Here is a 16,250-nt window from a genome sequence, read left to right as displayed (position 1 = left end):
AACTATATTTAATACATCTACCAATTCAGGCTATTCTAACCGTACCGTGATTAGGAAACTTTTAAATAATTTCCGTATTGCATTCTTAAGAAACCAGCCGAGTAACTTATCGCAGAGGGATGACACTCTAGCTCCTCAAGTAGCAGATAACACCCACGATAACTCTATTCAGGATTCAACTCCAACAAACTGGTGGAGAACAATTCTTGTTACCAGTTTGGGGGCTACTGTTTTGGTTTTGGGGGCACGGGAATTAGGTTGGCTGCAGCGTTGGGAATTGCGTGCTTACGATCAAATGATGATTTTACGTCCTCCGGAACCGGTAGATAAACGAATTTTGCTGGTAACGGTTACGGAGGAAGATTTACAAAGGTACAATAATCTGGTTGATGACGAAACGATTAATCAATTATTAAGAAAAATTCAGTCTTACGAACCGCGTGTTATTGGTTTACATATTGAACGTCCCCAACAAACTAATTTAGCAGCAGGTATAAAGAAAGATAATATTGTTGCTGTTTGTGCTTTTAGAGATGACATTCAAGCAGGAACGGAAATACCACCACCGCTCAATTTTAATCTAGGTAATACTGGTTTTAGAGATTTTGTTTCGGATAGGGGTAATGTAGTTCGTCGAGCTTTGTTAATTCAAGAACCCTATCCAGATAGTAAATGCAATACTAATTTCTCTTTTGCTAATTTGTTAGCGATAAAATATTTAAGAAAACAAAATATAGAGATTGATTTTCCAAATAAGATTTTTCACTTGGGTGACGTATCTTTTCCTAGTTTAAATAGTAAATCTGGTAGTTATGTCAAATCGGATCAAGATAGTGGTGGTTCTCAAATTTTAATTAATTATCGCAAACCGCTACGAAATTTTGCTCAAAATGTAACTGTTACGGAAGTTTTAACAGATAAATTTAATCCGGATTTAATAAGAGACCGTTTGGTAATTGTTGGAATTGTTGCCCGTAATATTCCGAATAAATTCCTTACTCCCTATAGTGATTCTGAAGAAGGTTCGAGGATGATTTCTTCAGTATTTATTCACGCCCAAATAACCAGTCAACTTATTAGTGCAGTATTAGATAATAGACCTTTAATTTGGTATTTTCCTGAATGGTTGGAAGCTGCTTGGATATGGGGTTGGTCTCTAGTTGGTGGTGCTTTAGCCTGGAAAGCACGAAGACCTGTATTTTTGTTAATAGTGTCTGGTATTACTGTTGCTGGCTTAGTGGTAATTTGTTATTTACTGATTTTACAAGCTGGTTGGATACCCATTGTACCTCCAGGGCTTGCTTTATTTTATACTGCTATTGGTGTATTGGGTTACACGAGTTATCAAACACAATTACAGACAAAAGTTATTCTTCTACAAGTTGAAAAACAGAAGGAAGCTATAGAACAATTAAATACACTTTTAAACGAAACTACAGGTATTCAAGATACACCTCGCATACAGCCTTTAGCTTCTGTTGCTGCTGTTTCTACTTCTTCGTCTACCTTACTTAGCAATCGTTATAAAGTAACCAGAGTTCTCGCACAAGGTGGTTTTGGCTGCACTTATTTAGCCAAAGATATTCAACGTCCAGGTTCGCCAACTTGTGTAGTAAAACAATTAATGCCAGCTAGAAGAGATACCAGATTTTTACAAGTTGCCAGAAGACTATTTGATTCGGAAGCAGAAATTCTTGAACTTTTAGGACAGCATAATCAAATACCAGAATTATATGCATTTTTTGAACAAGAAAGAGAATTTTATTTAGTCCAGCAATTCATTCCCGGACAACCTTTAACTGATGAATTGCCGCCCCATAAAGACATAAAAAGTGAATCCGAAGTTATTAATATGCTCAAAGAGCTATTAGAAGTGCTAGCATTTATTCATCAACGACAGGTAATTCATCGCGACATTAAACCGGCAAATATTATTAGATGTAATCAAGATAATCGCTTGGTACTAATTGATTTTGGTGCGGTAAAATTAATGCAACCGCAATCAAAAGAACAAACAGAATTAGCCACCGTAGCCATCGGTACGCGTGGCTACACACCACCAGAACAATTTGCAGGACACCCCCGCTTGAGCAGCGATATTTATGCTTTAGGCATGATTGCCATCCAGTCATTAACCGGTTTGCTTCCCCACGAATTGCAACCAAACCCCGATGACGGTAATGTTGAATGGCGTGAATGGGCACAAGTCAGCGAGAAACTTGCAGCAATTTTAGATAAAATGGTGCGCTATCATGCTTCGGAAAGGTACAAATCTGCTCTGGAAGCCTTGGAAGATATTAAATCAGTTAGCGGCTAGGAGTTAGTTATTCGCTGTTCAATCGGAATAGTAAGCAAAAACTCCGTTCCTTCTCCTAATGTTGAGGTGCAACTAATTTTACCTTTATGCTTTTCTGTAATAATTTGATGGCTGATTGACAAACCCAATCCGGTTCCTTTACCCACAGCTTTGGTGGTAAAGAAGGGATTGAAGATATTTTCAATTGCTTCTCGATCAATTCCCGAACCATTATCGCTGATGCCGATGATGACGTTATTTTCTTGTATTTGAGTACGGATGAAAATTTGTAAGTTGTCTTTCGCACTATCTTCGAGTGCATCAATAGCGTTACTAAGAATATTCATAAACACCTGATTTAGCTGGTTGGCATAGCATTCCACTAAAGGTAATTCCTGATATTCTTTAATTATTTGAATAGCTGATTTGTGTTTTATATTTTTTAATTTATTAGCTAAAATAACTAGCGTGCTGTCTATTCCTTCATGAATATCAACAGCTTTAATTTCAGCTTCGTCAAGTCGTGAAAAGTTACGTAATGAATTGACTATTTGAATGATGCGTTCTGCTCCTATTTCCATAGAATCTAACATTTTTGGTAAATCTTCCTGCAAAAATTCGAGGTCGATTGCTTCTATTTCTGTTTTTATAGAAGATGTTGGATTTGGATACTCTTGCTGATACAGTTGCAATAATCCTAGCAAGTCTTGAATATATTCTTTGGCATAATTTATATTTCCATAAACAAAACTGACAGGATTATTGATTTCATGAGCAACCCCAGCAACCATTTGTCCCAATGCTGACATTTTTTCTGTTTGAATTAAATGAGTTTGATTCTGTTTTATCTTTGCTAAAGCAGCTTCGAGTTGCTGCATTTGCTCTTTATTAGTCTTTTCCCGTAAAGCCAGTTGTTGTGCCATTGAATTAAAACTGCTGGCTAATTCCCCAATTTCATCTTTGGAAGATATATCAACCCGTACTTCCAGGTTTCCTTCAGTAAAGGAGTGAGTTGTTATTTGCAGCTTTTTAATCGGATTTGCAATTGTTCTTCCTAATAAAATTGCTAAACCTATATCTATTAATAAAGCTAAAGCTGCAATGACAAACTGCAACATCAAATTTTCCTGTAGCAGAATATTTAATGCTGTTTCTGGAGTTCCTTGAACTAGAATTGCGACAGGTTCACCTTTAAAGTTTTTAATAGATTTTGCTGCTATAGTATAATTTTTTTCTTTGATTTTAATTCGCTGAGTAACAGCTTTACCCCGTGCTTTAACTGCGTTACTCAATATAGTATTTTTTGGTAAAGCGACACGTTCTAAATATTTATTTTTGTTTGTCGGCTGTAGTTCATCTCCAGACTTGTTTTTAACATTTAATGCTGATGTCGCAAGTTTAAATATATCAGAATTAGAACGCGAATAAACTGCACTATAACCACCATTTATCGCTGCTAAAGTTTTATTGACAATTGGTAATTTATAATTAACAATATCACCAGATATCAATGCTCCTAATATTTCCTTGGTTTTAGGATCTGATACAGGGGTGATTGTATAGCGAATCAGCGCTTCCTGCTTTTCTAATCCTGATAGAAGCGGAGGAGATTCTTTATTTAATTCTTTCCAACTAACAATTTCACTGCTTTTTATCTGCTCGGCTGTTTTGAATGCTTCACTTACTAAATTATTCGGATTAAAAATTTCTCCATTCCGATTGTTGTTGGCATTGGTAATAATTCGTAAGTCTTTACCTACCAAAGTTGCATATTCAATGTTTCTGGCTTCGATCTCATTTTCAAGAATTTTTTTGACTCGTTTTTGTAAATCCGAGTTTAAAAATTGAGAGTTCTTATGTGCTTTCGCCGCTGCGATGATTGCTGCATTATCCGATTGTCCGCGAAAACCAAAGCCCATCTGGTCAATTTTAATATTATAATTAATCTCGGTAACGGCAAGTTCTGATTTTGCTTGATTAACTAAAACACTGCGTCCTCCGATAACAATCAAAAAAGCACCAACACCCACAAGTCCGAATACAGAAATTACTTCTGATGCAAATAATCCAATTAATTGTTTTCCCTGAATCGATAAATTAAACCACCATCTCAAAATTTTATTATTATTCATGAAATAAAGCTCAATCAATCAAGCACTCAATTTTTATCCCCTAAACTTATATTTCCCTACATTAGGCATAGAATTGTTAGAATCAGGGATGTTTTATCATTAGTAAGACTTACGCATTCGTAACGGAAAATAGAGCTTTGCGATGATCCACATCTGAGCCGCACCTACGGTGAACGCTGAATACTTCGCTTAGCTCATAATGACGTAAACACGTAGTCCGTGCGTAAGTGCTGATTAGTTTGCAATTAAATTTAAAACGATGCATTTCCAAGGCAATTAACAGACTTTACAAGTAGTCATATAAAAATCTTCAATACCTAAGTAATATTTTGGAAATAATTACTGCTCTTAGCTAGAATAAATTCTTCAAGTCACATATTTAACTAGCTGACTCAATATTGTTTATAATTCTTTATTTATTAGGCAAATGATTTGATGGATATAAAATCAACTGAAACTGAAATTCAGCAGCAAAATAACAGCAATTTAGAAAAAATTGCCATTCTTGGTTGCGGTTATGTCGGAACTGCTGCTTCAAGCTACTGGTATAAACAAGGTTACTCGGTAACAGTAACCACAACTAGACAAGAGCGGGTTGCAGAATTAGAGAACATTGCCACCAAAGTGGTAGTTATGAAAGGGCAAGATTCTCAAGCTGTAAAATCGCTGTTGCAAGATCGAGACACTGTAGTTTTGAGCATTGCTCCGATTAGCAATAAACAAGTTGATGCTGAGGTATATCGGGAAACTTATATTCCCACAGCGAAAAATCTGGTAGCAGCATTGCAGGAAAACAAAAGCGTTAAACAGCTAATTTACCTCAGTAGTGTTTCGGTATATGGAAATAAAAATGGTGAGTGGGTAGATGAAGCTTCTCCGGTTGATACAGAGAGCGAATATAATCAGGTGCTATGTGAGGCGGAGCAGCTTTTATTAAATTCAGCCAGTGAAGATGTGCAAGTTACTATCTTGCGTTTGGGTGGAATTTATGGCGCTCAAAGAGCATTGATAAAGCGTTTTGGGAGACTTGCTGGTAAAAATATTGATGGAAGCGGCGAAACTTTTACCAGTTGGATTCACCTCGACGATGTTATTGCGGCTATGGATTATCTTAGTCAAAGAAGGTTAGGCGGTATCTATAACCTTGTGAATGACTTTGATATGACTATCCGCGAATTATCCGATGAAATTTGCCAACTCGGAAATTTGGAAAAGATTATTTGGGATGATACCAAACCCAGCTATCGCTCCCTCAATGCTCGTATCAGCAACGAGAAGATTAAAGCCGCAGGTTACAAGTTGATTCATCCCCAGACGATTTCATAAGTTAAAAATCCTAATTTATGATGGCGATCGCATCAGCTTCGAGTAAAAGTTCGGGAATCACAAGGGGACCGATAGGAATTGTAGCACTTGCTGGTTTGTTGCCTTCAAACATTTGCTCTCTTACCTCTAGCACTGTTTGAAAATGGCTGATATCGGTAAGATACCAGTTCACTTTCACTACATCTTTGATAGTCGCTCCTGCTTCTTGTAAAGCTTTCTTCAGATTAACAATAGTTGCTTCTGTTTGTTTGCGGATGTCTCCTTCACCAATAACCTGCCAATTTTTATCAATAGCTGCAACCGTAGAAGTGAAAATCAAGTTACTAAATCCACTTACTTTTACAGCATGTGAAAACGGTCCGCGAGCTTCAAATAATTGAGAGGAGATGATATTTTCCCTGTTCATAGGACTTTTGTGATTTGTAAAATCATTGTATTTTTTGATTCGAGTCAGTTATCCCGTTCGTTTTTAGCTACTGGGTAAAGCATTCAAAGACTAAAGCCGAAAAAGTTCCACACTTATCATACTTAGCGCTGATCTGTTGCAGTTGAGAAGGTGTCACTAGCCAATTAGCTGCTAAAACAAAGGGCGTGCCCAGAGTAACTTTTTCCGGACAACTGATAGAAACTCCGTCAGGTAAAAAGAAAGTTTGATGTCCTTGCCAACTAAGTTGCAATTGTGTTGGTGAAGGTTCAGAAACCTTTAAATCTGGTGTCATAGTCAGTGAAGTTCCTTGCCAATTCCCACTTATTTTTCGTTCGGGTAATTGATTGATGTCAGTTGACCAGTATTTACTTGGAAAACCATTGCTATCTTCGCGAATATTTGCCGTTCGCAAAAGATTGCCTTTTTGGTCATAAACAATACCTACGCTATGTCGTAAGTTTTCGTATATAAAAAATAATTCAACTGCAAAATATGATTCGGGCTTTAACTGTGTTGTTACCCATGCCGCTGCACCTGGTTCAAAGTTAAACCCCCTCATATAATCTCGGGCTGGATGAAAGAGTCCATCCGATAAACCATTAGAATGCAGATTATATTGCCAACTTTCTTCTTTTGTTGTGCCGTCAGCATACATATAGCGATTGGTGTGAGCTATTTCTGTTTGCCCTTGATTACTCTCAAAGCTTCTTAAACTGCGAAACGATTCTGTAACTGCTTTTTGGGGAGAATACCTTGTCCAAACACCGTGCCAATCCCGTATATGTTTGTTACATAAATTCTGCCAGTTTTTTTCCTTAAGGTCGATAGACATAAGTTATTTGGGTATAAAACTTCTTTTAATTTTGGCTCATTGCTTAAGTAAATATTGAACCAAGTTTTCAGGATTTACCTCTGAGAACTCATCAACTCGGTTTTCTAGAAAAGTGCCGCTACAATTAATACCATCGTACCGGATATTCCTTGCCCGTACATCGGCAGTTAGAAAATGGAAAAATTCCATGTGCGTCCAACCATTCTTGTATTCCGTAATCATGCGGCACATATCATTACCAACAGATGTAATTGGACATTCAATACTTTCTTCCCCTAAGTAACCCACCGCACGTACAATATGTTCCGGACAAGCATGTAGAATAGTTTCCATTTCATTCTCTAGCTTATTCTCATTGACATTCCACACCTTGAATTTATGGTGTACTGAAATCCCCTCTGGGAAGAGGAATTTTTCTTTTGGTATGACTTCATTGCTAAATTGGGTGTAACGGACTACCTTGTCACCATTGTCATAGACATACCAACGACGACCTTCCCAATTTCCCATTGACTTTTTAAACAACTCTACTCCGTTCATTTTTTCCCCCTATAATCTCAACATTCCCTGCTAAGAGTTTACTTAGAAAACATCAAATTTTACGCCTTACTCAATTGGTAGAATTAAAGCGACATTTTGACGAGAGCCATGTGTAAATATTACCTAAGCGCTTTCAAAAATCAACAGTTAAGGTTACGACTTAACATCTATTCAAAAATATGCTTTGTATTGCATTAAATAAAAAACCTTACAGCTAATCACTAACAAACCTCACCCCATTATCCCAGCGATTAATAAAAAGGAGTGAGGTTTCAATTGCAACTAAAAGCTTACAACTGTACGGTGACAGTTTTAACTTCCGTATAATGTTCCAAGCAGTACTCGCCGAGTTCTCTACCCATACCCGATTGCTTGAAACCACCGAAGGGTGCAGCAGCATCAAAAACGTGATAGCAATTTACCCATACCGTACCGGCACGGACACTATTTGCTACTCTATGAGCTTTGGTAATATCTTTTGTCCAGACTCCAGCAGCAAGTCCATACATAGTAGTATTTGCTAGATGAATTGCTTCTTCAATGTCTTTGAATTTGATAATACTCATTACCGGCCCAAAAATCTCCTCTTGAGCAATTGTCATGTCGTTTGTGACATTAGCAAATACAGTTGGTTCGATAAAGTAACCGCGATCGCCGACTCGATGTCCACCGCACATCATGTTTGCACCTTCGCGCATTCCCGCTTCGATATAGTTCATGACTCTATCGAATTGATCGCGATCAACCTGGGGTCCCTGTTGGGTTTTGGAGTCAAAGGGGTCGCCAACTAAACGGTTTTTGGCTTTCTCGACGCTTTTTGCAACAAATTCGTCGTAACATTTTTCTTCTACAAACAACCGCGAACCCGCATTACAGCATTGCCCTTGGTTAAAGAACAAGCTTTTATGGGCACCTTCTATTGCTGCATCCATATCGGCATCAGCAAAAACGATGTTAGGACTTTTACCACCAAGTTCCAGAGTTACCCGCTTGAGGTTGCTTCTAGCGGCGGCTTCCATAACCAAATGTCCTACCTCAGTCGAACCCGTAAACGCTAACTTGTCTACGTCCATGTGACGGGCGATCGCCGCTCCTGCGGTAGGCCCATATCCCGAAAGTATATTAACTACACCGGGTGGAAAGCCTGCTTCAACGATTAATTCTCCGACTCGTAATGCCGAAAGAGGTGTTTGTTCGGCTGTTTTCATCACCACCACATTACCCGTTGCCAAAGCTGGCGATAATTTCCATGCTTGCATTAACAGTGGAAAGTTCCAAGGAATAATTTGACCAACTACCCCCACGGGTTCGTGACGTGTATAGCATAGATATGGGCCATTAATCGGAATGGTTTTACCGTGTACCTTATCTGCCCAACCTGCATAATAACGATAGCAACGGAGAACTAAATGCAAGTCTCCGTAGGCATCCTTTAAAGTTTTACCGTTATCTAAAGTTTCCAAGCGCGCCAACTCATCGATATTTTGCTCAATCAAGTCAGCTAACTTGTAAAGTAATTCACCGCGACGAGTTGCCGACATATTCCGCCATTCTCCACCTTCAAAAGCTCTTTTCGCCGCTTTTACAGCCTTATCAACATCAGCCGCATCTGCTTCTGCAACATCACAAATCACTTCCCCAGTAGTGGGGTTAATTGTTTCAAACCTTTTACCGCTGACACTTTCTACCCATTCGTTATTAATCAGCAGCTTAGTTTGACCGATTTTTACTTTTTGTTCCGGACTGGTTGCTGTTACCATTTCGTCCTCCTGAAGCTTTATTTTCAGTTTTTCTCAAAAAAGAAATTTTATTTATCGCACCGATCGAGAAATTTCCCCAAATACTTTTACTTAGACTTAATTTTCAAATTTCTTGACAAGCCTACTAATATGTTTGATGATATAGAGTATTTTAGTTAACTTATTTAAGATTAAATTAATTTTCTAGTTACATTTTATTTACATTAAGATTTAATAACTCAAATCGGGAGCATCCCAATTTTGCAAAAAGCCCGCATATAAGCCTGGGGCTAATACTACAAAGCCCCTGAGCCGCACTTCGTAAACGGGTCTCTCCCTCCGGGAGACGCTCCTCTAACCCGCTTTTTGGGGGACGCAAACCGACACCCCCAACTAGACTCACCACCGTAAGGTGAGTTATGAGAGTTTCCAAGCCCACGCAGGTGGGCTTTGTTTTTGTAGCCGCACCCTTCTAGGGTGTCGGATAAAATATTTATTCAAAAAATCTATAAACCTAAATATTTACGTAAAACTAATAAATAATTTAAATAAATCGGCGAAACCATAAATGCTAACAACAAGTAAAAGTAATGCCGTAATTTTAGTAACTCGTGATTGAGGTGTCGGTGCAATTGCTTCTCTGACTAAAATTGAAGCTGACGCGCCAACTACGAAACTTAAACCTAAAACCAAATAAGGCAAATCGGCGATAAAAGTCGAAATAGTCAACATTATTAATGCCATACCGAGCATGATCAACTCTACAAATCTCGGTGGATTATATTGACTTGCCAATATTAAGGTATGTATCCAGGAATAACAGGTTCTTATCATGATTGAAGAAGAAAGATTGGAAAAGCGGATAAGGACATCGACTATATAGAAATTAAAAGGTAATGGCAATCATAATAAATGAGTAATTAGTTGATATCAAACAACTATTACCAATTACCAACTACCAATTACCAATTACCAACTACCTTTTTGCTCCGACTTTCTCAGAAGTTCCGTTAACGTTGGCTGTGTCTTCTGGAAGCTCTACGCCAAAGACGCGGGAAAAGGTTTTCTCTACTTTGTAGCCGGTATCGATTGATTCTAAGGGGTCTTTCCGCAGTCTGTGACGCAAACACAAAGCAATAACGCGGCGAATGTCGTCTACTGTAACTTCGTTACGTCCTTCAAATGCAGTTAAAGCTTTGGCAGCGCGATTACTAACGATATCACCCCGCAACCCGTCTACGTCTAGCTCAGAACATACTTCGGAAATTTTGACCCGGTAGTCGTATTCCATATTAACGGAAGGTAAAAGTTTCTGGGCTTTAACGATGCGCTCTTGCAATTCTTGCTGCTGCTGTTGATACTTTTCCAAGAATTCTGGGGGATTTTGGTCAAATTCCGACCTTTGTTCTACAATTTGCACCCTCAAAGCTGGTTCTCTAACGGTACGAATTTCAGCGTGCATTCCAAATCTATCAAGTAACTGGGGTCGTAATTCACCTTCTTCTGGGTTTCCTGAGCCAACCAAAACGAAACGGGCTGGGTGGCGAATGGAAATGCCTTCACGTTCGACGGTGTTCCAACCGCTAGCTGCTGAGTCTAGCAATACGTCTACTAAATGGTCATCTAGCAAGTTGACTTCATCAACGTAAAGAATGCCTCGGTTCGCTTTAGCTAAAAGTCCCGGTTCAAAAGCTTTAACACCTTCCGATAAAGCCTTTTCAATATCGATGGTGCCACAAACTCGGTCTTCTGTCGCTCCCAAAGGTAAATCTACCATTGGCACCTTCATTTGTTCTACAGCAATTTCTTCACCTTGTTCCAGTTTTTGACGAGCTTCATCACCCATAACATCGGGATCGCTCGGATGAGAATTGAAGGGGTCATCCCTGACTACTGAAACCTCTGGAAGTAAGTCAGCAAGCGCTCGAATCGTGGTTGATTTGCCGGTTCCCCGATCTCCCATTATCATTACACCGCCAACTTTGGGGTCAATCACATTTAGAATCAGAGCCAGCTTCATTTCTTCCTGACCTACAATGGCGGTAAAAGGAAATACCACACGTCGTGCTGTAGAAGTCTTTTGATTAGTAGGACTCACTGATAAATTACCTTTATATATTTCACTTATTACCGTTTTTATTTTGCCACATTAGGGAATTAGGGGATAGAGGGGAGTGGGGGAGAAATTGTATAGGTAATCGCTGTTGCTTGGGAAGGAATTAAAAATAAATTCGTATTTTACTTGCTACTCGTTTTTAACTGGTCGCTGAAATTGTAATCTAGTCGTAAGTTTATTTTAAAAAGTATATTTTATCACTTAACACTTCGTTAAACTGGACTATACCATTGTATAAGTTTGATGTTGATTGCAGATTAGCTAAGTATTATTTCTAGCTTGTGTATTTGAATTTTGGTGGCTGGTATATCCATTAGGGTTAAAGGGATATCTATAAAAAGATGAAATAGATACGGTTTTTTTACTATGACAATAGATTTACGAAAGTTTTTCCAAGCTACGAATCCTAGTAAAACTCTGGTTATCAATAATGCTGAAGATGAAAAGTATTATATTGATTTTTCTTCTGTCAGAGGCGGCAAGATTATTCAGGAGTTACGGGACAATATTACATTTTTCTCGCCGGAGGAACCAACTTGCGTTTTATTCACGGGACATATTGGGTGCGGTAAGTCTACAGAGTTATTGCGTTTAAAGACGGAGTTGGAGGAAGAAGGATTTTATGTAGTGTATTTCGAGTCTAGTGAAGATATGGAAATGGCTGATGTTGATATTGGTGACTTTTTGCTAAGTGTCGCTCGTCGGGTTAGTCAGAGTCTGGATGATATGAGTTTGGGTGAACCTAGTCTGCTCAAAGATTTATTAGAGGGAGCTTGGCGGGTTCTTAATGCTGAAGTTGTAGGAATGAAAGCCAAACTTCCGGGTATTGGAGATATTGGTGTAAGTTCCGATTCTGATAAGTTTTCTCTAGCCTTTGGTATTGGGGAAATAACTGCCAAAACTAAAGATGATGCCACCTTAAGAGGCAGGCTCAATCAATATTTAGGTCCTCAAAAGACTAAGTTATTAGAAGCGATTAATTCTGAATTACTCCAGCCTGCTGTGGAAGCATTAAAACGGCAGGGAAAAAAAGGACTGGTAGTAATTGTAGATAATCTGGATAGGGTCGATTCTCGCGCCAAATCTTGGGGAAGACCCCAGCAAGAGTATCTATTTATCGACCAGAGCGAGTATTTAACTAAGTTACAGTGTCATGTTGTTTATACAATGCCTCTGGCACTAAAATTCTCTAACGATTATGGAAATTTAACTCAAAGATTTCCAGAAGACCCAAAAGTATTACCAATGGTATCAGTACAATTACCGAATGGAAATATTTTTCAACCGGGAATGGTATTGTTACGACAAATGGTGTTAGCAAGAGCTTTCCCCGATTTGAATCCACAACAGCGTCTGAATAAAATTCCTGAAGTTTTTGATGATGCTAAAAGTTTAGATCGATTGTGTCAGGTGAGTGGGGGACATGTACGAGATTTGTTGCGGTTGTTGAATAACTGGATTCAGAAAGAAAGAAAACTGCCTTTGTCTCGTAAAACTTTAGAAGCTCTGATTCGCTATCGTCGCAATGAAATGATAATGCAAATTTCTGATGATGAATGGGAATTATTGCGTCAGGTGAAGAAGCGGAAGAAGGTGAGGGGGGATTTGGAGTATCAAGCATTAGTTCACAGTCGTTTGGTATTTGAATATCGGGATGCTGCTGGGGAATCATGGTTTGATATCAACCCGATTTTGGCAGAAGCAAGTGAGTTGGAAGAATGAAAAAATTGGGAATTGGGCATGGGGCATTGGGCATGGGGGATTGAGCGTTGGTAATCGGTAATTTTTTACTTGCTACTTACTACTCATAACTGCTCGCTGTTCGCTTTTTACTGGAAATTGGTTAATAAAAATTAGGAGTTAACAGTTATGAGTGACGAGTTAGAAGATAGTAAAAGATTTCAAGTAGACAAGTTAGATATTTCTAACCCCTCTCTCCCCTCTCCCCCCACTCTTCCCCATTCTTCAAACGAAGAGGGTTTAGAGGAATTGGCTTGGTCTTTGGAAGCTTCGGTGGGAGAATTTAAGTTAATTTTGGCTCGCTGTAATTATTTAAGGTTGCGATCGCGTTTGGTGAAACGGTTATGGCAGCTTACAGATATTGATGTACGGATTGTTAATTTGAAGCGTACTGATAAAAGTCTGTATGGCATGATTGCTGAGGAAGTTAAGGACAATCCAACCGATGCTTTAATGGTTTTTTACTTAGAGACGGTGGATAATTTAAAACAAATGCTGAGTGCCACCAATCAGGTGCGAGAGGAATTTCGTAAACGATTTCCCTTTCCCGTGGTGTTGTGGGTAACGGATGATGTTTTACCTCAACTAGTGCGCTCTGCAAGCGATTTCGAGAGTTGGGCAACTACTACACAGTTTGCGATCGCAACAAACGAGTTAACTGCAACTTTAAAGGAAGATACCGATGCATTATTTGCAACATCATTAGCCGCAGATGCTTATTGTTTAGGTTGGCAAATGGGATATCTGCGTCGTCGAGAGGTGATTACTGCACTGCAAGATTTACAGGGTAGGGGATATGAATTAGAACCAGTACTTAAAGCTAGTGTAGAGTTTGTTTTAGGGCAAGATGCTTATTTAAACAATCAGATAGAACAAGCTTTGAAATATTATCATCAAAGTTTGTCTTATTGGCATAATTCAATTGATACCAATCAGCTATCGATCAAAAAACCCAAAATCTATTCTTCCAATACTCCTTGTTCACCTCCTATCCTTTCGTCTCCTCCCCTTCTCCCTAATTCAAAATTTCGTATGGGAGTAATTTTGTTTTATATCGGATTATGCTATTTCCAACAAGCTCAAAGATATCGTTTAAAATCAGTCATCTTTTTACAAAAAGCAAAAAAATACTTCCAGCAGAGCATTGATATTTTTGTGACAGCAAATCGCCCTAATTTAGTTGCAAAATTCATCAATCCATTAGGTGAAGTTTTGCAGCGTTTAGAAGATTGGAGCGAGTTAAAAAATATTGCTCAACAGTCTTTAGATTTACAACAATTATATGGAAATCCGCTAAGAGTCGCACAAGCTTACGGCTTTTTAGCAGAAGTTGCATCAAGTCAAAATCAATACGCTAGAACGAAACAATATGCTTATCAAGCATTACACAATATTGCTAAAGCACCTTCAGGACAATTACAACATCGGGCTTTATATTTGCTATTGTTAGCCATAGCAGAAAGACATTTAGATCAAAAACCAAGAGCCGTTAAACATTTGCAAATGGCTCGGGATATTGGTTCTTTAGATAATCCACATCAATATATTCGTATTTTACAAGCTTTACGAGAAGTATATTGGGAACAATACCGTTACTTAGAAGCATTTCTAGTCAAATTAGAACAGCGTTCTATCGAGCAGCAATATGGTTTTAGAGCCTTTATAGGAGCAGGAATAATCCAACCACAAAGACAAGCAAAACTAATTGTAGAAACTTTACATACTTCTTCCCTACAGGCAGCGTCTGTATTAGAAACAGTCGCACCAGAAATGACTGCATCGGGGAGAGGAAAAGATGTTGAAAGACTATTAGAAAAAATTGCTCGTCCGGACTGTAAAATGATAGTTATTCATGGATATTCAGGCGTAGGTAAAAGTTCTTTAGTTCAAGCTGGATTAGTACCGGCATTAAAACATAGTTCTATTGGTTTGCAAGAAATAGTACCAGTTAAAGTCAGAACTTACACTAACTGGGTATATGAGCTTGGAAAACTATTAGTGAAAGCTTTAAATATCAAAGGTATTCAAATAGAAACAGAAGAAAAGATTGGTAAAAACAATTATCAGTTTCCATTTTTGACTCCCGAATCACCAGAGCAAATTCTAGATTTACTGCGGCAGAGTGAATGGCGTAATTTACGAATAGTCTTAATTTTTGACCAATTTGAAGAATTTTTCTTTGTTTATGATTCAACCACAAAAAGGAAACAGTTTTTTGAATTTATGGGAGAATGTTTAAATATTTTAAGCGTCAAAGTCATCTTATCTTTAAGGGAAGATTACCTGCATTATTTATTAGAATGCAATCGCTTATCGAGTATGAATATAATTAATAATGATATTTTGAGCAAAAATATTTTATATAAACTAGATAATTTTGCCTCATCAGACGCAAAATCTCTAATTCAACGTTTGACACAACATTCTAATTTTCATTTAGAAGCTAGTTTTATAGAGCAGTTAGTGCAAGATTTATCGGCAAAATATGGAGAAGTACGTCCAATTGAATTACAAGTAGTCGGAGCGCAGTTACAAACCGAAAATATTACTACATTAATTGAATATGAAAACCGTGGACCAAAACAAGAATTAGTAAAACGCTACATGAAAGAAGTAGTAGAAGATTGCGGCGACATTAATCGTCAAGTCGCAGAACTAATCCTATATTTACTAACAGATGAAAAAGGTACTCGTCCCTTAAAAACTCGTTCGGAATTAGAAAGAGACTTACGCGCGCTCTCTTTGGAAGAATTAAGTAAAGAAACAAATCAATTAGATTTAGTTTTACGTATTTTTGTAGAAGCTGGAATTGTTGTATTAATACCTGAAAAACCTGCCGATAGATATCAGCTAGTTCACGATTATTTAGCAGCCTTTATTCAGAAACAGCAGAAACCAAGAATTAACGAACTAATAGCAGAATTAAAGAAAGAGAGAAGTCAAAGAAAACTTAGCGAAGACAAACTTAATCGCATTTACCAAAAAGTATTATTTACTACGCTTATTGCTTTAGGAATATTTATCCTATTAGCAGCAGTTGTGATTGGATTTGCTTGGGAGTAATGCCATTTACAAGTAAGCGAACAAAAATATTAGAATTTT

At 38.0% G+C, this 16,250-nt stretch carries 11 protein-coding genes; 4 read left to right on the top strand and 7 right to left on the bottom strand.

The window, feature by feature from the left end:
• Positions 1–46 precede the first annotated feature (46 nt).
• A complete protein-coding gene (locus RIV7116_RS27730; protein ID WP_015121646.1) occupies positions 47–2,317 on the top strand; it encodes a CHASE2 domain-containing serine/threonine-protein kinase in 2,271 nt (756 codons plus the stop codon).
• On the opposite strand, the gene RIV7116_RS27725 is transcribed toward RIV7116_RS27730, so the two are convergent.
• Positions 2,314–4,428, bottom strand: coding sequence for a sensor histidine kinase (locus RIV7116_RS27725; protein WP_015121645.1), 2,115 nt, complete (start codon positions 4,426–4,428; stop codon positions 2,314–2,316). The two genes, RIV7116_RS27730 and RIV7116_RS27725, sit on opposite strands and share 4 nt — an antisense overlap.
• A gap of 435 nt (positions 4,429–4,863) precedes the next feature.
• Between RIV7116_RS27725 and RIV7116_RS27720 the strand changes: the two genes are divergently transcribed.
• Complete coding sequence (locus RIV7116_RS27720) at positions 4,864–5,754, top strand: SDR family oxidoreductase (protein WP_015121644.1); 891 nt, start codon at positions 4,864–4,866, stop codon at positions 5,752–5,754.
• A 10-nt stretch (positions 5,755–5,764) separates the two neighbouring features.
• Here the strand turns inward: RIV7116_RS27720 and RIV7116_RS27715 are convergent, their stop codons facing one another.
• The 6 genes from RIV7116_RS27715 to bchI form a co-directional block, all read right to left on the bottom strand.
• Positions 5,765–6,160 (bottom strand): RidA family protein, encoded by a 396-nt coding sequence (locus RIV7116_RS27715; protein WP_015121643.1) that lies wholly within the window; start codon positions 6,158–6,160, stop codon positions 5,765–5,767.
• A gap of 67 nt (positions 6,161–6,227) precedes the next feature.
• Complete coding sequence (locus RIV7116_RS27710; protein WP_015121642.1) at positions 6,228–7,013, bottom strand: DUF3598 family protein; 786 nt, start codon at positions 7,011–7,013, stop codon at positions 6,228–6,230.
• Between the two features lie 36 nt (positions 7,014–7,049).
• Positions 7,050–7,553 (bottom strand): hypothetical protein, encoded by a 504-nt coding sequence (locus RIV7116_RS27705; RefSeq protein ID WP_015121641.1) that lies wholly within the window; start codon positions 7,551–7,553, stop codon positions 7,050–7,052.
• A 290-nt stretch (positions 7,554–7,843) separates the two neighbouring features.
• Positions 7,844–9,313, bottom strand: coding sequence for an aldehyde dehydrogenase family protein (locus tag RIV7116_RS27700; protein WP_015121640.1), 1,470 nt, complete (start codon positions 9,311–9,313; stop codon positions 7,844–7,846).
• A gap of 501 nt (positions 9,314–9,814) precedes the next feature.
• Complete coding sequence (locus RIV7116_RS27695) at positions 9,815–10,126, bottom strand: hypothetical protein (RefSeq protein ID WP_015121639.1); 312 nt, start codon at positions 10,124–10,126, stop codon at positions 9,815–9,817.
• Between the two features lie 142 nt (positions 10,127–10,268).
• The gene (gene bchI, locus RIV7116_RS27690; protein WP_015121638.1) at positions 10,269–11,390 is read right to left on the bottom strand and encodes a magnesium chelatase ATPase subunit I; all 1,122 of its coding nucleotides are present in this window, start codon (positions 11,388–11,390) and stop codon (positions 10,269–10,271) included.
• 384 nt (positions 11,391–11,774) lie between these two features.
• Between bchI and RIV7116_RS27685 the strand changes: the two genes are divergently transcribed.
• Positions 11,775–13,130, top strand: coding sequence for an ATP-binding protein (locus RIV7116_RS27685; protein ID WP_015121637.1), 1,356 nt, complete (start codon positions 11,775–11,777; stop codon positions 13,128–13,130).
• A 147-nt stretch (positions 13,131–13,277) separates the two neighbouring features.
• Positions 13,278–16,211: an ATP-binding protein gene (locus tag RIV7116_RS27680; protein ID WP_015121636.1), complete on the top strand. Its 2,934-nt coding sequence runs from the start codon at positions 13,278–13,280 to the stop codon at positions 16,209–16,211.
• Positions 16,212–16,250: the final 39 nt, after the last annotated feature.

Origin of the sequence: Rivularia sp. PCC 7116, assembly GCF_000316665.1 — a bacterium.
Lineage (GTDB): Bacteria > Cyanobacteriota > Cyanobacteriia > Cyanobacteriales > Nostocaceae > Rivularia.
This window is presented reverse-complemented; position numbering and strand designations above follow the sequence as displayed.